This window comes from Burkholderia sp. SJZ089, assembly GCF_007828315.1.
Lineage (GTDB): Bacteria > Pseudomonadota > Gammaproteobacteria > Burkholderiales > Burkholderiaceae > Burkholderia > Burkholderia gladioli.
Map to the genome: position 1 here is coordinate 54,588 of NZ_VIUM01000016.1, position 18,632 is coordinate 73,219.

Here is an 18,632-nt window from a genome sequence, read left to right on the forward strand (position 1 = left end):
TCGATGAAACACGGAACCGACATGCCCCAACTGGTAGTTTTGCCCCACGTCGAACTGTGCCCGGACGGCGCGGTGATCGACGCGACGCCCGGCAAGAGCATCTGCGACAACCTGCTCGACAACGGCATCGAGATCGAGCATGCCTGCGAGAAATCCTGCGCCTGCACGACCTGCCACGTGATCGTGCGCGAAGGCTTCAACGAGCTGGCGCCCTCCGAGGAAGACGAGGACGACCTGCTCGATCGCGCCTGGGGGCTGGAGCCGCAATCGCGCCTGTCGTGCCAGGCGATCGTGACCGAGGAATCGGACTTGGTGGTCGAGATCCCCAAGTACACGATCAATCACGCCAAAGAGAATCACTGACCCGTTCAGGAGGTGCGACGATGAAATGGACCGATTCGCGCGAGATCGCGATTGCGCTCGCCGACAAGTTTCCCGATGTGGATCCGAAGACGATCCGCTTCACCGATCTGCGCCAATGGGTACTCGAGCTCGACGGTTTCGACGACGAGCCCGAGCGTTCGGGCGAGAAGATCCTCGAGGCGATCCAGTTGCACTGGATCGACGAATCCGACTTCGACGACGAATGACATGAACTCGGGCCGCCTGACCGGGCCCGACGATGCAGGAGAAAAAACGGCTCGCGCCCTTCGAGGGGCGCGAGCCGTTTTCACATGGGCAACGCGGCCAGGGAGCCGCCGCGTGTCGATCAGCCGGCAGCCAGCGTGCCGTGTTCGATGTGCACGCGCTGGCCTTCGCCGAACGGCGGCGGGTTGCGGTAGGTGAAGCTGCGTTCCGTGCCGTTTTCCATGCGCACGCGCACATGGTAGTCGGTGGTGCTGCGCACGCGCTTCTCGATCGAGTTGCCGGCCAGGCCGCCGCCGAGCGCGCCGATGATGGTCATCGCGGTGCGGCCGCCGCCGCGGCCGAACTGGTTGCCGAGCAGGCCGCCCGCGGCGGCGCCGCCGACCGCGCCGATCCCCGTGCCCTGGCCGGGCGTGCGCGTCTCGGTGATGGCCACCACGGTGCCGCAGGTATGGCAGACCGAGGCCTGCGAGGGCTGGGCAGCCTGTTGCGCATATTGCGGCGGCTGCGGCGCGGCCTGGGCCGGCGCGCGCGCGGCAGCGACCTGGGCCGGTGCCGGCTGCGGCGCGGCTTGGGCAGCGGCCTGCGCCTGTTGCTGCTGAGCTTGCGTCGGCTGGGTCTGCGGTGCGGCGATGCCGGTCGTGGCGTTGGCGGGCGCGGCGGTGGTGTCGACGGCGGCCGGCGGCGTATCGGTCGGCGCGGTCGTGCCGCCCGCCTTCGGGAACACGCCGGTGATGGCGGCGGTGGCGGCGAGGCTGGCCACGATCACGGCGCCAGCGGCGGTCGCGATCAGCGGATGAAGACGTTTGCGCGGTGTAGACGTAGCGTTGTTCGGGTTGTCCATTTCTGCTCTCCAGCGCACTTCGTGTGCGTTATTTTCTATCGGCAAGTGTCGATCAATCGATGGGGAGGCAGCGTATCAAGTTGTAACGATTGATGCGTGCACGGACCGCCAGGCGGTAGGGGCGGGACTTGGAAGTGCAGATGCCGCCGGTGCGGCGCGAGGCGGACCTAGCAAGGCGCATGCGCCGGCAACGGGCAATTTTACGTGCCGTTACAAAGCTGTCGATTGGTCGACGCGGGAGAGACTTGGGGGAAACGGGCGGCGCACGGTGCGTCGCCGCGCGGGGCAGGGCCGCCGCCAGCGGGCGGCCCTCTGAGTGAGGATGCGGTTCAGTCCTCGCGGCGCAGGTGCGGGAACAGCAGCACGTCGCGGATCGTCGGGCTGTCGGTCAGCAGCATCACCAGGCGGTCGATGCCGATGCCGCAGCCGCCGGTCGGGGGCATGCCGTATTCGAGCGCGCGGATGTAGTCGGCGTCGAAGTACATCGCTTCCTCGTCGCCGGCATCCTTCTGGTCGACCTGCTTCTTGAAGCGCGCGGCCTGGTCTTCCGGATCGTTGAGCTCGGAGAAGCCGTTGGCGATCTCGCGGCCCGTCATGAACAGCTCGAAGCGCTCGGTGACGCCGGGCATCGCATCCGATTCGCGCGCCAGCGGCGAGACCTCGACCGGGTAGTCGATGATGAAGGTCGGCTCCCAGAGCTGCGCCTCGGCGGTTTCCTCGAACAGCGCGAGCTGCAGCGCGCCGAGGCCGGCGTTCAGGAAGGCCGGCTGGCCGACGTCGACGCCGAAGCGCTTGAGCTCGGTGCGCAGGAAGGCCACGTCGGCCAGTTGCGCGTCGCTGTAGGCGGGCGCGTACTTCTGGATCGCCTGCTTGATGGTGAGGCGATGGAAGGGCTTGGCGAGGTCGAGCTCGCGGCCCTGGTACTGGATCGTCGCGGTGCCGAGCGAATCGACCGCCGCCTGGCGGATCACCTGCTCGGTGAAGTCCATCATCCAGCGGTAGTCGGTATAGGCCGCGTAGAACTCCATCATCGTGAATTCCGGGTTGTGGCGCGGCGAGACGCCCTCGTTGCGGAAATTCCGGTTGATCTCGAACACGCGCTCGAAGCCGCCCACCACCAGCCGCTTCAGGTAGAGCTCGGGCGCGATGCGCAGGAACATCTCCATGTCGAGCGCGTTGTGGTGCGTGACGAAGGGCTTGGCCGTCGCGCCGCCCGGGATCGGGTGCAGCATCGGCGTCTCGACTTCCATGAAGTCCGCATCGGCCATGAACTTGCGGATCGAGGCGATCGCCTTGGTGCGGGCGCGGAAGGTGTTGCGCGTCTCGGGCGTGACGATCAGGTCGACGTAGCGCTGGCGGTAGCGCATCTCCTGGTCGGCCAGGCCGTGGAACTTGTCCGGCAGCGGGCGCAGCGCCTTGGCCAGCAGGCGCAGCTCGGTGCACTTGACCGACAGCTCGCCCTTGTTGGTGCGGAACAGCACGCCGCTCGCGGCGACGATGTCGCCCAGGTCCCACTTCTTGAACGCGTCGTAGGTCTCGGCGCCGACATCGGCGGGCGTGACGAAGAACTGGATCTGGCCGGAACCGTCCTGGACCGTCGCGAAGCTGGCCTTGCCCATCACGCGGCGCAGCATCATCCGGCCGGCCAGCTTGACCTCGAGCGGCTTGGCCTCGAGCGTGTCCTTGTCGGCCTCGGCGTAGTCCGCCTGCAGGTCGGCCGCGTGGTGGGTCGGCTGGAAGTCGTTCGGATAGGCGACGCCTTGCTCGCGCAGCGCGCGCAGCTTCTCGCGGCGCTCGGCGATGAGCTGGTTGTCGTCGGTCGCGGGCGCGGCCTGCTGCGGTTGGGTCGGTTCGGTCATGATGGTCGGAATTCGATGGGTGACACGGATGCGGCGTGTGACGGGTGCGGCGGATGCGGCAGGTCGGGCCGGTGCTGCTGCGCGCCCGGGCCGGCCGGGCGCGGTTTCCGCGATGCTCGCGCGCGAGGCGCGGCGGCACCGCGGAAAGGGAGTGGCGCGAGGCGCCGCCCCCGGGCGATCAGACGCCCTGTTTCAGGCTCGCACCGATGAAATCGTCGAGATCGCCGTCGAGCACGGCGCGCGTATTGCTCATTTCGACATTGGTGCGCAGGTCCTTCACGCGGCTCTGGTCGAGCACGTAGGAGCGGATCTGGTGGCCCCAGCCCACGTCCGTCTTGCTCGATTCGAGCTTGTCCTGCTCGGCCTGGCGCTTGCGCATCTCGGCTTCATACAGGCGCGACTTCAGCATCGCCATCGCCTCGGCGCGGTTGCGGTGCTGCGAGCGGTCGTTCTGGCACTGGACCACGATCCCGGTCGGCATGTGCGTGATACGCACCGCGGAGTCGGTCTTGTTGATGTGCTGGCCGCCCGCGCCCGAGGCGCGGTAGGTGTCGATGCGCAGGTCGGCCGGATTGACCTCGACCTCGATCGAATCGTCGATCTCCGGATAGACGAACACCGACGAGAACGAGGTGTGACGCCCGCCCGAGGAATCGAACGGCGACTTGCGCACCAGGCGGTGGATGCCGGTCTCGGTGCGCAGGAAGCCGTAGGCGTAGTCGCCCGTGACCTTGATGGTGGCGTTCTTGATGCCGGCCACGTCGCCGTCGGACTCTTCCAGCACCTCGGTCTTGAAGCCCTTGCGCTCGCAGTAGCGCAGGTACTGGCGCAGCAGCATCGAGGCCCAGTCGCAGGCCTCGGTGCCGCCGGCGCCGGCCTGGATGTCGATGAAGCAGTTGTTCGGATCGGCCGGGTTGGAGAACATCCGGCGGAATTCGATCTCGGCGACACGCTTCTCGAGTTCGGCGGCCTCGCCCTCGCTCGCCAGCAGCGTGTCCTCGTCGTTTTCCTCGCGCGCGAGTTCGAACAGATCCTGCGCGTCGCGCAGGTCGCCGTCGAGCGTGGTCAGCGTCGTCACGACGCCTTCCAGCGATTTCTTCTCGCGACCGAGCGCCTGGGCGTTCTTCGAATCGTTCCAGACGTTCGGGTCTTCGAGTTCCTTGTTGACTTCGGCTAGACGCGCGGACTTGGCGTCGTAGTCAAAGATACCCCCGTAGCTCGCCCGCGCGCCGGCGCAGGTCCGCGAGAGAGCTTTCGATCGCGTTGAGGCGTTCCGCTTCCATGGTGATGATCGCTTTTCCGGCTTCGTGAAAAGGCGAAATTATAGCCGATCGGGGGGCTCGGCCGGTAGGCGCGCCGGGGCCGCGAGCGCGCGAGCCGCCGGTATTTGCCGGGAAATCGGCTGGAAATCGGGGCAAAGCGCCTGGAAAACGGTGGCGGATCGCGTCGCTGGAGCACGGCGGAGCGCGATCGACCGCGGCGGGGCCCGGCCTCGCGCCGCCGACCCGCGCGCCGCGCGTTGCTGTGTCAGGCCGCGTGCTCGACGATCAACTGCACGCGCGTCACGCCGTTCCAGGTGTCGCTGGCGAGGCGGTAGGCGACGGTGGCGCGCGCCGGCAGCGGTTCGGTGTGGTTGAACCAGATCGCGCCGAAGCGCTGGCGGCCGCGCGCGAGCTGCAGCTTCAGGTGCTTGTCCTTGACCAGCGCCTGCGAGGCCACCTCGAACTCGCCCGAGAACAGCGGTGCCGGGAAACCCTGGCCCCAGACCGCGCCATCGAGCAACTCGACGAACTGCGGCGTGAAATAGGCATCCTCGAGATCGCCGTCGGTCTCCAGCACGCGCGAGAGCGCCTCCTCGGACAGCCATTCGCGCGCCACCGCCTCGAAGGCGGCGGCGAAGCGCGGCACCTTGTCGGTCTCGAGCGTCACGCCGGCGGCCATCGCGTGGCCGCCGAAGGTCACCAGCAGGTCCGGCTCGCGCTTGGAGACCAGGTCCAGCGCGTCGCGCAGGTGAAAGCCCGGGATCGAGCGCCCCGAGCCCTTGACGCGCGCGCCGCTCTCGTCGGCATGCGCGAAGGTGAACGAGGGGCGGTGGAACTTCTCCTTGAGCCGGCCCGCGACGATACCGATCACGCCCTGGTGCCACTCGGGATTGAACAGCGTGATGGTGGCCGCCTCTGCGGGGTCGACCTGGGCCAGGTCGGCCAGCGCCTGCTGCTGCATGCCGGCCTCGATCTCGCGGCGCTCGCGATTCATGGTGTCGAGCTGCTGGGCCAGCTCCCAGGCGCGGCCGATGTCGTCGGTGGTCAGGCATTCGATGCCGAGCGACATGTCGGACAGGCGGCCCGCCGCGTTCAGGCGCGGGCCCAGGCCGAAGCCGAGATCGAAGGCCGAGGCCGAGCGGGCCTCGCGCGCGGCGGCGCGGAACAGCGCGGCGATGCCGGGCTGCATGCGACCCTTCCGGATGCGCTGCAGGCCCTGCGCGACCAGCACGCGGTTGTTGCCGTCCAGGCGCACCACGTCGGCCACCGTGCCGAGCGCGACCAGGTCGAGCAGGCCGTCCAGGCGCGGCTCGGGCCGGGCATCGTCGAAGGCGCCGCGGCGGCGCAGCTCGGCACGCAGCGCCAGCAGCACATAGAACATCACGCCGACCCCGGCGATGTGCTTGCTCGGGAATTCGCAGCCGGGCTGGTTCGGGTTGACGATGGCGCGCGCCGCGGGCAGCGTCGCGCCGGGCAGGTGGTGGTCGGTGACCAGCACGTCGATGCCGAGCGCGTTGGCGGCGGCCACGCCGTCGACGCTGGCGATGCCGTTGTCGACCGTGATCAGCAGGTCCGGCCGGCGCGCGGCGGCCAGCTTGACGATCTCGGGCGTGAGGCCGTAGCCGTATTCGAAGCGGTTCGGCACCAGGTAGTCGATCGAGGCGCCGAGCATGCGCAGGCCGCGCACCGCCACCGCGCAGGCGGTGGCGCCGTCGCAGTCGTAATCGGCCACCACCAGCATGCGCTTGCGCGCCGCCAGCGCGTCGGCCAGCAGCACCGCCGCATCCTCGCAGCCCTTCAGGCTGGCGGGCGGCACGAGCCGCGCCAGGGCGGTCTCGATGTCCTCGGGGCAGGTGACGCCGCGCGCGGCATACAGGCGCGCGAGAACGGGGTGCAGGCCGTGGCGGGCGAGCGCCTCGGCGTCGGCGGGGGAGGCGTGGCGGGTGACGAGTCGGGTCATGCGGGTGGGTTATTCGAACAGGGAGGCGAGCGCGCGGCGTCGCCAGAATTTGCGGAGGTCGCCCCGCGTCACGGCGAGCGTGGTGGCGCCGGTATCGCCGCACAGCGTGAAGCTCAGCTCGCGCAGCTCGCCGGCGCGCAGCGCCTCGAGCGCCGGCGCGAACCAGTCGCGCTCGAGCGTGTCGAGCGCCTCGCGCCAGGCCGCCCAGTCCTGCTGGATGAAGGGCACCGTCAGCGCGTCGAGTTCGAGCAGGGTGGCGCGAGCGGCCTCGTCCTCGCCGGGGGCACCGGCCAGCGCGGCAAACGCGGCCGGCGGTGCATCCACCGGCACCTGGGCGGCGAGCGCGAGGCCGCGCGTGGCGCAGTCCGTCGACAGCACGCGCGCGAACGGGCTGCTCACGGGCCGCAGCCGACCCTGGCCGTGGAACCAGATCGAGTTCGCGGTGAACTGGCCGCGCGCCTCTCGCGTCTCGTTGACGGCGTGGCCGAACCAGGCCATCTGCACTTCGTTCTGCAGCTTCATCCACAGCCGCGAGCGCTCGCCGGTGCGAGCCTCGTGCGGCAGCCAGATCTCGATGTTGCGGCCGCTCGCGCGCAGCGGCGCGGCGCCGGCCAGCGCGGCCAGCGATTCGCTCGACAGGTACCAGCGCCGCGGATCGGGCGCCTGCAATTGCACGCCCAGTTCCTCGACCAGCGGGCGCGCGACTTCGAGCAGGGCGGCGGCCTCGGCGGCCGGCAGCTCGAGCGCGGACGGATCGATCAGCACCAGGTGGTCGGTGGCGATCTGCACGTGGACCGGCTCGACGCAGGCCCAGGACGCGTCGCCCGGCGTGCCGCCGTCGGCCAGCAGCATGTACGGCGCGAGCGGCGCGTCGTCGTCGGCATCGCCCCGGTTCGCGCCGAAGCGCGCGGCCAGCCAGCGCTGATGCGGCAGCGTGCGCTGGAAGTCCTCGCCGGCGCTGCGCTCGACCAGGCGCGCGCGGGCCAGCAGGGCGGCCAGCGCCGGGCTGGCCAGGTCGTGCGGCGACGAGGCGGCATCGGCGGCGGACGGCAGCACGAACGGCAACAGGAAGTGGAGGCGGCGGGGCGGAGGCAGGGCTGGCATGATGGTGCGCATTGTAGGGCAAACGGCTCGCGCGGGCGGCACCGATCGCGTCCCGATGTTGTCCGGCCACTGCCTCGCGAGCGCCGCGCGGCTTGGCTTTGCCTTCGATCGGGAGGCGTCGCGCGGCGCGTGCCGGGCCCGCGCTTTTTCAGGGACGGTTAAGCAATGTATGGCAAACTTCGCGCGTGATCGGCGGCGCCTCCCCAAGGACGGCGGCGTCGATGCGAGCGGCGGCGCCTGCGGGCCGCCCGCCGCGTCCCGGCCCGCGCCCCCCGCGCGGGCCGGGCGATTCAGGGCCGGTGCCGGCCGCCGCAACCAGTGAAAAGGACAGGCTTGAAACTCCCGTACGAATGGCAGATCGGCTGGCGCTACACGCGCGCCGGCAAACGCACGACCGGCAACGGTTTCATCTCCTTCATCGCCGCCGTCTCGATGCTCGGCATCGCGCTCGGCGTGGCGGCCCTGATCGTGGTGCTGTCGGTGATGAACGGCTTCCAGAAGGAGGTGCGCGACCGCATGCTGTCGGTGCTGGCGCACGTCGAGATCTTCTCGCCGACCGGCTCGATGCCAGACTGGCAACTGACCGCCAACGAGGCGCGCCGCAACCCGGAAGTGATCGGCTCGGCACCCTATGTCGAGGCACAGGCCCTGCTCACGCGCCAGGATGCCGTCAGCGGCGTGCTGCTGCGCGGCGTCGATCCCAAGCTGGAACCGCAGGTGACCGACATCGCCAAGGACATGAAGGCCGGCTCGCTGGCCGCCCTGCAGCCGGGCCAGTTCGACGTCGTGCTCGGCACCGCGCTGGCCAGCAATCTGGGCGTGTCGGTCGGCGACAAGGTCACCATGTTCGTGCCCGAGGGCACCATCACGCCGGCCGGCATGCTGCCGCGCGTGAGGCAGTTCACGGTGGTCGGCATCTTCGAGTCGGGGCATTACGAATACGACAGCACGCTGGCGATGATCGACATCGACGACGCGCAGAAGCTGTTCCGGCTGCCGGCACCGACCGGCGTCAGGCTGCGGCTCAAGGACATGCAGCGCGCGCCCGAGGTGGCGGTGCAACTGTCGCATTCGCTGTCGGGCGATCTCTACATCCGCGACTGGACCCAGCAGAACAAGACCTGGTTCTCGGCCGTGAAGATCGAGAAGCGCATGATGTTCATCATCCTGACGCTGATCATCGCGGTGGCCGCCTTCAACCTGGTGTCCTCGCTGGTGATGACGGTCACCAACAAGCAGGCCGACATCGCGATCCTGCGCACGCTCGGCGCGCAGCCCGGCTCGATCATGAAGATCTTCGTGGTGCAGGGCGTGACGGTGGGCTTCGTCGGCACGCTCTCGGGCGTGGCGCTCGGTAGCCTGATCGCCTGGAGCATCCCCTGGCTGATCCCGATGATCGAGCACGCCTTCGGCGTGCAGTTCCTGCCGCCCTCGGTCTACTTCATCAGCGAGCTGCCTTCCGAGCTGGTGGCTGGCGACGTGGCCAAGATCGGCGTGATCGCCTTCGTGCTGTCGGCGGTGGCCACCCTCTATCCGAGCTGGCGCGCCGCCAAGGTGCGCCCGGCCGAGGCGCTGCGCTATGAATGAGCGGCTCGCGCAACCGGCCATGAACCCGAACTCAACAGGAAACCCGCGCATGCGCGAAACCGTGCTCGAAGCCAGCGGCATCACCAAATCGTTCCAGCAGGGCGGGCTCGACGTGCGCGTGCTGGCCGATGCCTCCGTCACCGTTCATCGCGGCGAGAAGCTGGCGATCGTGGGCGCCTCGGGCTCCGGCAAGAGCACCCTGCTGCACGTGCTGGGCGGGCTCGACGAACCGGGCACCGGCGAGGTCTCGCTGCTCGGCAAGCCCTTCACGCGGCTCGGCGAGCGCGAGCGCAACGAACTGCGCAATCGCGCGCTGGGTTTCGTCTACCAGTTCCACCACCTGCTGCCCGAGTTCTCGGCGCTCGACAATGTCGCGATGCCGCTGCGGATCCGCCGGCTCAGCGCGGCCGAGGCGCGTCACGACGCGCAGGAGATGCTGGAGCGGGTCGGCCTCGGCCATCGCGCCCGGCATCGCCCGGGCGAGCTGTCGGGCGGCGAGCGCCAGCGCGTGGCCGTGGCGCGCGCGCTGGTCACCAAGCCGGCCTGCGTGCTGGCCGACGAGCCCACCGGCAATCTCGACGGCTCGACCGCCGACAATGTCTTCAACCTGATGCTCGAACTGTCGCGCACGCTCGACACCAGCTTCGTGATCGTCACGCACGATCCCGAGCTGGCCGGGCGCTGCGACCGCATCCTGCGGCTGCGCGACGGCGTGCTGCACGAGGAGCCGGCGGTGCCGGTCTGAGCCGATGTGGATCGACACGCACTGCCATCTCGATGCCGGTGAGTTCGACGCGGATCGCGAGGCCGTGATCGATGCCGCGGCGGATGCGGGCGTGTCGGGCATCGTGATCCCTAGCATCGGGCGCGACAACTTCGCGACGGTGCGCGAGCTCGCGCATCGCACCGCCGGCGGCAGCTACGCGCTCGGCATCCATCCGCTCTACACGCCCGGCGCCCGCGACGAGGATCTCGACCGGCTGCGCATGGAGATCGAGGCGAGCCTGGACGATCCGCGCTTCGTCGCGATCGGCGAGATCGGGCTCGACTACTTCGTCGAGGGGCTCGACAACCCGCGGCAGGAGCGCTTCTACTACGAGCAGTTGAAGCTCGCGCGCGAATTCGAGCTGCCGGTGCTCTGCCATGTGCGCAAGTCGCAGGATCGCGTGCTGGCGGGGCTGCGGCGCTTCGGGGTGCGGCGCGGCATCGCCCATGCCTTCAACGGCAGCTTCCAGCAGGCCGAGGCCTTCATCGCGCAGGGCCTGCATCTGGGCTTCGGCGGCAACGTGACCTTCGAGCGCGCGCGGCAGATCCGCCGGCTCGCCGAGCAGTTGCCGATCGAGGCGCTGGTGGTCGAGACCGACGCGCCCGACATCGCCCCCGAATGGATCTACAAGCAGCGCAACACGCCCGACCAGGTGCCGCGCATCGGCGAGGCGATCGCCGCCTTGCGCGATAGCGAGCCCGAGGCCATCGCGCGGGCGACCACCGCCAATGCGCATGCGGCGATGCCCAGGCTGCGTCCGCTTTCCTGATTTTTCCCGCCTGATTTTCCGTTCCTGGCATAGCCCGTTCGGCTGGCTCGATCGCCGGATCGAGCCGGCGCGCCTGCCGATCCGCATAATCGTCGGCGGGAGATGCCGAGCGTTCGGCGCGCGAGGGCCGACATGCCGATGCGGGAGATCTGGATCGCGTTCGCGCTGGGTGTCGTGATGCTGCAGCGGCAGGCGCGCCTGCCCGGCGTGGCCGAGGCGGGCGCGGCGCTGGGCGCGGTGGCGCTGCTGCTCGCGCTGATCGTGATGGTTCGGCGGGCGGCTCCGTCGCGCGGCGCGCGATGGGCCACCATCCTGATCGTGCTCCTGCTGGCCGCGCTGGCCGGTCATGGCTATGCCGCGATGCGCGCGCACCTGCGCCTGGCCGACGACCTGCCGCTCGAATGGCAGCGGCGCGAGGTGCTCGTCACGGGCGTGGTGCGCGGCCTGCCGGCGCGCGATGCGCAAGGGCAGCGCTTCCTGCTCGACGTCGACGGCCACGATACGGCGCTGCTCCGGTTTCCGGCGCGGCTGCGCCTGTCCTGGATCCGCTACGACCGGCGCGAGGCGGCGCCGCCCGAAGTGCGGCCCGGCGAGCGCTGGCGCCTGCGGGTGCGCCTGAAGCGTCCGCACGCCAATGCCAACGCCGGCCTGCGCGATGCCGAGGCGGCCTGGCTCGCGGGCGGGATTCGCGCGTTGGGTTACGTGTCCTCGTCGCGCGATGCCTCGCGTCTCGATGAAAGTCCACGCGACGCGGCCGCCGTGGTGGACCGGCTGCGCCATCGCGTGCGGGAGCGGATCCGCGCGGTGCTCGACGGCGCGCCGCATGCGGGCATCGTCATCGCGCTGGCGATCGGCGCGCAGGACGATATCGCCGAGGTCGACCGGCAGGTGCTGCGCGCCACCGGCACCAGCCACCTGGTGGCGATCTCGGGCCTGCATATCGGCATGGTCGGCGCGCTGGCCGCCTGGCTGGCTGCCGCGTTCTGGCGGCGCGGCAGCGTGCGCGGCATGGCCTTGCCCCTGTGGCTGCCGGCGCCGCATGCCGGCGCCTGGGCGGCGATCGCGGGGGCGGGCTGCTACGCCGCGCTGGCCGGCTTCGACGTGCCGGCGCAGCGCGCCTGGTGGATGCTGGCCGTGGCCTGCCTGGCCTATTTGTCGGGCCGGTCGATCGCCCCCTCGACCACGCTCGCCGCGGCGCTCGGCTGCGTGCTGCTGGCCGATCCCTGGGCCGTGCTGATGCCGGGTTTCTGGCTGTCGTTCGGGGCGGTGGCGGTGATCCTGTTCGCCGTGTCGGGGCGCGCGGCGCGGCCCTGGCCGGCGGACGAACCGGCTGCCGTGGAAGCGGGTGGCCTGGATCCGGGCGGCACGCGGCAGCGCTTGCGTCGCGCGGCGGCGCGCCTGGTTCGTGTCGGCGCGAACGGCGCGCGCGTGCAATACGCCGTCACGCTCGGTCTCGCGCCGTTCACCGTGGTCTGGTTCGGCCAGGTTCCGCTGGCCGGCGCGCTGGCGAATGCGTTCGCGATTCCCTGGGTCGGCTCGCTCGTCACGCCGATCGTGCTGGCAGGCATGACGCTCCCGGCGCCGCTCGACGCGCTGGCCTTGCGTGCCGCGCATGCGCTGCTCACCGCCATGTTCGCGCTGTTCGAGGCGATGCCGGCCGGGCTGGCGGCGGTGGCCGAGATGCCGTCGCCATCCTGGTTCGCCTTGCTCGCCGCGCTGGCGGGCACCGGCTGGGCGCTGATGCCGCGCGGCTGGCCCTTGCGCTTCGCGGCGCCGCTGGCCTGGCTGCCCTTGGTGCTGCCGCCCTCGCCGGCGCCGCCCGCCGGTGCGCTCCGGCTGAGCCTGCTCGATGTAGGTCAGGGCCTGGCCGTGCTGGCGGAGACGGCGCATCACCGGTTGCTGTTCGACGCCGGCCCCGGTGCCGAATCGACCCGGGCCGGCGAGCGCATCGTCGTGCCCTTCCTGCGCGCGAAGGGCATCCGTTCGCTCGACACGCTGATGATCAGCCACGCGGATGCCGATCATGCCGGCGGCGCGGCCGCCGTGCTCGAGGCCTTGCCGGTCCGGCAACTGACCGGCGGCCTGCCACGCGATAACGCCTTGTGGGGGCTGGCGCGCGCGGCCGGGGTGGCGGACCGGCTGGCCTGCCGGGCCGGGCAGCGCTGGACCTGGGACGGTGTGCATTTCGCGGTGCTGTGGCCGCGCGCCGAGCCTGACACGGATGAGCCGAACGCGAGTTCCTGCGTGCTGCATGTCTCGGCGGGCGGCCGAGCGGCGTTGCTGACCGGCGATATCGACACCAGGGTCGAGCGCACGCTGGTGCGCGACGAGCGCGCGGCGCTGGCTGCCGAGGTGCTGGTGGTGCCGCACCATGGCAGCCGCACCTCGTCCTGGGAGCCCTTCGTCGATGCCGTCGCGCCGCGCGCGGCCTGGTTCCCGCTCGGTCACGCCAATCGCTTCGGGCACCCGCATCCGACCGTGTGGGCGCGCTACGCCGCCCGCGGCATCGAACTCGCGCGCAGCGATCGGGACGGCGCCGTGAGCGTGATGCTGAACGACCCGTCTGAGCCGAACGGGTTGCTTGTCCAGCGCTATCGCGAACGTCATCGGCGTTACTGGATGGCGCCGTGAGCGGGCAGAGACGTCGCGGCGGATAGTCAGTAGAGGGAACCATCAAAGCGGCGAGGGCCGGCGCGATACCAGGAAAATCAAGCGCTTATCCGATGATTTCGAAACGGCGCGGGGCAACGGCCGAGGCGCCGCCGCCGCGCTTCGCGATGGCGCGGCCCGGACGCGCTATGCTCGCTGGCATCGGCACTGGCGATCGCCTCCCCGCGCAGGCGGGGAGCGGCGAGCCCGGCCTCGACCCGGACCCACATGATGAAACCAGGAGACAGCGGCGACTTGAAGGACATCCTCCACTTCTCTCATGCGAACGGTTTTCCCGCGCCGACCTACCGGACCATCTTCGCCGAACTGGCCGACGACTACGAACTGCGCCATATCGACCGGATCGGCCACGACCGGCGCTACCCCGTGACGCGCGACTGGCCCCACCTGGTCGAGGAACTGCTGGAGTCGATCGGCCGCGACTATACGCGGCCGGTTTGGCTGGTCGGCCATTCGCTGGGCGGTTATCTATCCCTGATGGCGGCGCTGCAGAAGCCGCAATGGGTCAAGGGCGTGGTGATGCTCGACTCGCCCGTGATCGCGGGCTGGCGCAGCAGCGCGCTGCGTTTCAGCCAGTGGGCCGGCCTCGACGAGCGGCTCTCGCCGGCCGCGGCCACCCGCACGCGCCGCACGCGCTGGGCCGATCGCGAGGAGGCCTGGCGGCATTTCCACGAGAAGCCGGCCTTCGCGCGCTGGGACGAGCGGATGCTGGCGGACTACATCGACTACGGCATTCCGCAGACGGATCCCTCGGGCGAGCGCCGGCTCGCCTTCGATCGCGACATCGAATACATGATCTACCGCACCTTGCCGCACACGCTCGGCCCGCGCCTGGCGCACGGCGCGCCGGTGCCGGTCGGTTTCCTGGCCGGCACGCGCTCGCGCGAGGTGCGCCAGGTCGGGCTGGAGGCAACGCGCCGCGTCGTGCAGGGCCGCCTCGAATGGCTGGAGGGCTCGCACCTGTTCCCGATGGAGCGGCCGCTGGAGACGGCGCGCGCTTTGCAGCGCATGCTGAATACGCTGCGTTCGGTGGAGATGGCGTAGGCGGCTGTCGCGATGCGTGCGCGGCGATCGCGGGCGCCGCGGGCGCGCTCGGGCAGGGCGCTGGCGCCGCCGCGGAATCCGTCGATATGCCGTCGATGCGACGCAGATATACGGGTGCTGGTGCCGTCGATGCGCCGCCGCGAACCGGCCGGCACGGCCCGGCGGGCCGCTCTCCCGCGCCGCTCAAGGATAGGGCGCGATCGGCCCGCAATTGCTGAGAGATACGCGGTCTTTACGGTATAATCCGTTTTTCCCGCGAGCATCCAGCGATGACCAAATATGTATTCGTCACCGGCGGCGTAGTTTCCTCCCTCGGCAAGGGGATTGCCGCCGCTTCTCTCGCCGCGATCCTCGAATCGCGCGGTCTGAAAGTCACCCTCCTCAAACTCGATCCGTACATCAACGTCGACCCCGGCACGATGAGCCCGTTCCAGCACGGCGAAGTGTTCGTGACGGAAGACGGCGCGGAGACCGACCTCGACCTCGGCCACTACGAGCGCTTCATCAGCACCAAGATGCGCAAGGCCAACAACTTCACGACCGGTCAGATCTACGAGTCGGTGATCCGCAAGGAACGCCGCGGCGACTACCTGGGCAAGACGGTCCAGGTGATTCCGCACATCACCAACGAGATCCAGGCCTTCATCGAGCGCGGCGCGGCTTCCGCCACCTGCGGCGAGCCGGACGTGGCGATCGTCGAGATCGGCGGCACGGTCGGCGACATCGAATCGCTGCCCTTCCTCGAGGCCGCGCGCCAGATGAGCCTGCGCCTGGGCCGCAACAGCGCCTGCTTCGTGCACCTCACCCTGGTGCCGTTCATCGCCACGGCGGGCGAGCTGAAGACCAAGCCCACCCAGCACAGCGTGCAGAAGCTGCGCGAGATCGGCATCTCGCCGCACGTGCTGCTCTGCCGTGCCGACCGTCCGATCCCCGACGACGAATCGCAGAAGATCTCGCTGTTCTCGAACGTGCCCGAAGACGCGGTGATTTCCGTGTGGGACGTCGACAGCATCTACAAGATCCCGCAGATGCTGCACGACCAGGGCCTCGATCGCATCATCTGCGAGGAACTGAAGCTGACGGTGAAGGATGCCGACCTGGCCATGTGGGGCTCGCTGGTGGACAAGCTCGAGCACCCGCAGCACGAAGTCACGATCGGCATGGTCGGCAAGTACGTCGAGCTGACCGAATCCTACAAGTCGCTGATCGAGGCACTGCGCCACGCCTCGATCCACACCTCGACCAAGGTCAACATCGAGTATCTCGATTCGGAAGAGATCGAGGCCAAGGGCGTCGATAGCCTCAAGCATCTCGACGCCGTGCTGGTGCCGGGTGGTTTCGGCCGTCGCGGCACCGAAGGCAAGATCGCGGCGATCCGCTATGCGCGCGAGTCCAAGGTGCCGTATCTCGGCATCTGCCTGGGCATGCAGTTGGCGGTGATCGAATTCGCGCGCGACGTGGTGGGCCTGAAGGACGCCAACAGCACCGAGTTCGATCCCGAGACGCCGAACCGCGTGGTCGCGCTGATCACCGAGTGGTACGACCGCGAAGGCAAGGTCGAGAAGCGCACCGAGGCCTCCGACCTGGGCGGCACCATGCGCCTGGGCTCGCAGCGCTGCCCGATCAAGGCCGGCACGCTGGCCGAGGAAATCTACGGCAGTGACGTGAACGAACGTCACCGTCACCGCTACGAGGTGAACAACCGCTTCGTGCCGCAGCTCGAGTCGGGCGGCCTGGTGATCAGCGCGCGCACGCCGAGCGAGGACCTGCCGGAAATGATGGAGCTGCCGCGCTCGATGCACCCCTGGTTCGTCGGCGTCCAGTTCCACCCGGAATTCACCTCCACGCCGCGTGACGGCCATCCCCTGTTCAAGTCGTTCGTCGAAGCCGCGCTCGCCAGCCAGCAGGCGCGTGCCGGAGTGAAAGCATGAAACTGGGCGATTTCGAAGTCGGCCTCGACCGGCCGTTCTTCCTGATCGCCGGCACCTGCGTCGTCGAATCGGAGCAGATGACGATCGACACGGCGGGCCGGCTCAAGGAAATCTGCGCGAAGCTGAACATCCCGTTCATCTACAAGTCCTCGTTCGACAAGGCCAATCGCAGCTCGGGCACCTCGTTTCGCGGCCCGGGCATGGACGAGGGGCTGCGCATCCTCTCCGAGGTCAAGCGCCAGCTCGGCCTGCCGGTGCTGACCGACGTGCACGAGGTGGACGAGATCGAGCCGGTCGCGGCGGTGGTGGACGTGCTGCAGACGCCGGCCTTCCTGTGCCGGCAGACCGACTTCATCCACGCCTGCGCGCGCTCGGGCAAGCCCGTCAACATCAAGAAGGGCCAGTTCCTCGCGCCGCACGACATGAAGAACGTGATCGACAAGGCGCGCGCGGCGGCCCGCGAGGCCGGCCTCTCCGAGGACCGCTTCATGGCCTGCGAACGCGGCGTCTCGTTCGGCTACAACAATCTCGTGTCGGACATGCGCTCGCTGGCGATCATGCGCGAGACCGGTGCGCCGGTGGTGTTCGACGCCACCCACTCGGTGCAGCTGCCGGGCGGGCAGGGCACCAGCTCGGGCGGCCAGCGCGAGTTCGTGCCGGTGCTGGCGCGCGCGGCGGTGGCCACGGGCGTGGCGGGCCTGTTCATGGAAACCCACCCGAATCCGGCCGAGGCGAAGTCCGACGGCCCGAACGCCGTGCCGCTGCATCGCATGGCCGCGCTGCTCGAGACCCTCGTCACGCTCGACGCGGCGGTCAAGCGCGCGCCGTTCCTGGAAAACGATTTCAACTAATGCATGAACTTGGCGGCGGTGGCGGACGTCTGTAGCAAGGTCCGCTTCGCCGGCACAGCCTTCACGACGGAATTCATCGTCATCCTCAGAGGAAATCATGAGTGCAATCGTAGATATCATCGGCCGCGAGATTCTGGATTCGCGCGGTAATCCCACCGTCGAGTGCGACGTGTTGCTCGAATCGGGCACGATGGGCCGCGCCGCGGTGCCGTCGGGCGCGTCGACGGGTTCGCGCGAGGCGATCGAGCTGCGCGACGGCGAAACCGGCCGCTACAACGGCAAGGGCGTGCTGAAGGCGGTCGAGCATATCAACACCGAAATCTCCGAGGCGATCATGGGCCTCGACGCGTCGGAGCAGGCCTTCCTCGACAAGACGCTGCTCGAGCTCGACGGCACCGACAACAAGTCGCGCCTGGGCGCGAACGCGATGCTGGCCGTCTCGATGGCCGTCGCGAAAGCCGCCGCCGAAGAGGCCGGCCTGCCGCTGTACCGCTACTTCGGCGGCTCGGGCGCGATGCAGCTGCCGGTGCCGATGATGAACATCGTGAACGGCGGCGCGCACGCCAACAACAGCCTGGACATCCAGGAATTCATGATCGTCCCGGTCAGCCAGCCGACCTTCCGCGAAGCGCTGCGCTGCGGCGCCGAAGTGTTCCATGCGCTCAAGAAGATCCTGTCGGATCGCGGCATGAGCACGGCGGTGGGCGACGAAGGCGGCTTCGCGCCGAACTTCGGCAGCAACGACGAATGCCTGTCGACCATCCTTCAGGCGATCGAGAAGGCCGGCTACCGCGCCGGCGAGGACGTCCTGCTGGCGCTCGACTGCGCGGCCTCGGAGTTCTACCACGACGGCAAGTACCAGCTCGCCGGCGAAGGCCTGCAACTGTCGTCGGCCGAATTCGCCGACTACCTCGCCACGCTGGCCGACAAGTTCCCGATCGTCTCGATCGAGGACGGCATGCATGAAAGCGACTGGGACGGCTGGAAGCTCCTGACCGAGCGCCTGGGCAAGAAGGTGCAGCTGGTGGGCGACGACCTGTTCGTCACCAATACGCGCATCCTCAAGGAAGGCATCGAGAAGGGCATCGCGAATTCGATCCTGATCAAGATCAACCAGATCGGCACGCTGACCGAAACCTTCGCGGCCATCGAGATGGCCAAGCGCGCCGGCTACACGGCCGTGATCTCGCACCGCTCGGGCGAGACGGAAGATTCGACGATCGCCGATATCGCCGTCGGCCTGAACGCCGGCCAGATCAAGACGGGTTCGCTCTCGCGCAGCGACCGCATCTCGAAGTACAACCAACTGCTGCGCATCGAGGAAGATCTCGGCGATATCGCCAGCTACCCGGGCAAGTCGGCGTTCTACAACCTGCGCTAACGCGTTACTATCCGGTCTA

At 69.3% G+C, this 18,632-nt stretch carries 15 protein-coding genes; 10 read left to right on the forward strand and 5 right to left on the reverse strand.

Going from position 1 to position 18,632, the window contains the following annotated elements; genetic code table 11:
- The first annotated feature begins 21 nt into the window (after positions 1–21).
- Both fdx and iscX read left to right on the forward strand, forming a co-directional pair.
- Positions 22–363 (forward strand): ISC system 2Fe-2S type ferredoxin, encoded by a 342-nt coding sequence (gene fdx, locus FB600_RS26595; RefSeq protein WP_013698731.1) that lies wholly within the window; start codon positions 22–24, stop codon positions 361–363.
- A 20-nt stretch (positions 364–383) separates the two neighbouring features.
- Positions 384–590: a Fe-S cluster assembly protein IscX gene (gene iscX / locus FB600_RS26600; protein WP_013698730.1), complete on the forward strand. Its 207-nt coding sequence runs from the start codon at positions 384–386 to the stop codon at positions 588–590.
- Between the two features lie 119 nt (positions 591–709).
- Here the strand turns inward: iscX and FB600_RS26605 are convergent, their stop codons facing one another.
- From FB600_RS26605 to FB600_RS26625, 5 genes are all read right to left on the reverse strand, one after another.
- Complete coding sequence (locus FB600_RS26605) at positions 710–1,429, reverse strand: glycine zipper 2TM domain-containing protein (RefSeq protein WP_096748495.1); 720 nt, start codon at positions 1,427–1,429, stop codon at positions 710–712.
- A 329-nt stretch (positions 1,430–1,758) separates the two neighbouring features.
- On the reverse strand, positions 1,759–3,288 hold the full coding sequence (lysS, locus tag FB600_RS26610; RefSeq protein WP_096748496.1) for a lysine--tRNA ligase: 1,530 nt from the start codon (positions 3,286–3,288) through the stop codon (positions 1,759–1,761).
- A 178-nt stretch (positions 3,289–3,466) separates the two neighbouring features.
- Positions 3,467–4,571, reverse strand: a protein-coding gene (gene prfB, locus FB600_RS26615) for a peptide chain release factor 2 (protein WP_096748497.1) whose coding sequence is annotated in 2 segments (ribosomal slippage) — positions 3,467–4,489 and positions 4,491–4,571 — 1,104 coding nt in all. Because the reading frame shifts where the segments join, the coding sequence is not laid out codon by codon here.
- 244 nt (positions 4,572–4,815) lie between these two features.
- Positions 4,816–6,510, reverse strand: coding sequence for a single-stranded-DNA-specific exonuclease RecJ (gene recJ, locus FB600_RS26620; RefSeq protein ID WP_145757655.1), 1,695 nt, complete (start codon positions 6,508–6,510; stop codon positions 4,816–4,818).
- A gap of 9 nt (positions 6,511–6,519) precedes the next feature.
- The gene (locus tag FB600_RS26625) at positions 6,520–7,626 is read right to left on the reverse strand and encodes a regulator (protein WP_145757656.1); all 1,107 of its coding nucleotides are present in this window, start codon (positions 7,624–7,626) and stop codon (positions 6,520–6,522) included.
- Positions 7,627–7,947: 321 nt separating this feature from the next.
- Between FB600_RS26625 and FB600_RS26630 the strand changes: the two genes are divergently transcribed.
- The 8 genes from FB600_RS26630 to eno all read left to right on the forward strand — a co-directional run bounded on the left by FB600_RS26630 (position 7,948) and on the right by eno (position 18,613).
- On the forward strand, positions 7,948–9,201 hold the full coding sequence (locus FB600_RS26630; protein ID WP_047837621.1) for a lipoprotein-releasing ABC transporter permease subunit: 1,254 nt from the start codon (positions 7,948–7,950) through the stop codon (positions 9,199–9,201).
- A gap of 19 nt (positions 9,202–9,220) precedes the next feature.
- Entirely contained in the window at positions 9,221–9,946 is a 726-nt protein-coding gene (lolD, locus tag FB600_RS26635; RefSeq protein WP_025099067.1) for a lipoprotein-releasing ABC transporter ATP-binding protein LolD, read from the forward strand.
- A gap of 4 nt (positions 9,947–9,950) precedes the next feature.
- Entirely contained in the window at positions 9,951–10,736 is a 786-nt protein-coding gene (locus FB600_RS26640; RefSeq protein WP_096748500.1) for a TatD family hydrolase, read from the forward strand.
- A gap of 138 nt (positions 10,737–10,874) precedes the next feature.
- Positions 10,875–13,367, forward strand: a complete 2,493-nt coding sequence (locus FB600_RS26645; protein ID WP_145757657.1) for a DNA internalization-related competence protein ComEC/Rec2 — start codon at positions 10,875–10,877, stop codon at positions 13,365–13,367.
- Between the two features lie 273 nt (positions 13,368–13,640).
- Positions 13,641–14,450 (forward strand): alpha/beta fold hydrolase, encoded by an 810-nt coding sequence (locus FB600_RS26650; protein ID WP_046580858.1) that lies wholly within the window; start codon positions 13,641–13,643, stop codon positions 14,448–14,450.
- A 269-nt stretch (positions 14,451–14,719) separates the two neighbouring features.
- Positions 14,720–16,381 (forward strand): CTP synthase, encoded by a 1,662-nt coding sequence (locus FB600_RS26655; RefSeq protein WP_096748501.1) that lies wholly within the window; start codon positions 14,720–14,722, stop codon positions 16,379–16,381.
- The gene (kdsA, locus tag FB600_RS26660; protein ID WP_017919662.1) at positions 16,378–17,232 is read left to right on the forward strand and encodes a 3-deoxy-8-phosphooctulonate synthase; all 855 of its coding nucleotides are present in this window, start codon (positions 16,378–16,380) and stop codon (positions 17,230–17,232) included. Before FB600_RS26655 ends, kdsA begins: the two co-directional genes overlap by 4 nt.
- 97 nt (positions 17,233–17,329) lie before the next feature.
- Complete coding sequence (gene eno, locus FB600_RS26665; protein ID WP_013698717.1) at positions 17,330–18,613, forward strand: phosphopyruvate hydratase; 1,284 nt, start codon at positions 17,330–17,332, stop codon at positions 18,611–18,613.
- Positions 18,614–18,632: the final 19 nt, after the last annotated feature.

Coding starts and splice junctions, on each gene's coding strand:
- iscX (WP_013698730.1), top strand. CDS start 384: ATGAAATGGACCGATTCGCGCGAGATCGCGATTGCGCTCGCCGACAAG.
- FB600_RS26655 (WP_096748501.1), top strand. CDS start 14,720: ATGACCAAATATGTATTCGTCACCGGCGGCGTAGTTTCCTCCCTCGGC.
- kdsA (WP_017919662.1), top strand. CDS start 16,378: ATGAAACTGGGCGATTTCGAAGTCGGCCTCGACCGGCCGTTCTTCCTG.
- fdx (WP_013698731.1), top strand. CDS start 22: ATGCCCCAACTGGTAGTTTTGCCCCACGTCGAACTGTGCCCGGACGGC.
- lysS (WP_096748496.1), bottom strand. CDS start 3,288: ATGACCGAACCGACCCAACCGCAGCAGGCCGCGCCCGCGACCGACGAC.
- lolD (WP_025099067.1), top strand. CDS start 9,221: ATGAACCCGAACTCAACAGGAAACCCGCGCATGCGCGAAACCGTGCTC.
- recJ (WP_145757655.1), bottom strand. CDS start 6,510: ATGACCCGACTCGTCACCCGCCACGCCTCCCCCGCCGACGCCGAGGCG.
- FB600_RS26645 (WP_145757657.1), top strand. CDS start 10,875: ATGCGGGAGATCTGGATCGCGTTCGCGCTGGGTGTCGTGATGCTGCAG.
- eno (WP_013698717.1), top strand. CDS start 17,330: ATGAGTGCAATCGTAGATATCATCGGCCGCGAGATTCTGGATTCGCGC.
- FB600_RS26605 (WP_096748495.1), bottom strand. CDS start 1,429: ATGGACAACCCGAACAACGCTACGTCTACACCGCGCAAACGTCTTCAT.
- FB600_RS26640 (WP_096748500.1), top strand. CDS start 9,951: ATGTGGATCGACACGCACTGCCATCTCGATGCCGGTGAGTTCGACGCG.
- FB600_RS26625 (WP_145757656.1), bottom strand. CDS start 7,626: ATGCGCACCATCATGCCAGCCCTGCCTCCGCCCCGCCGCCTCCACTTC.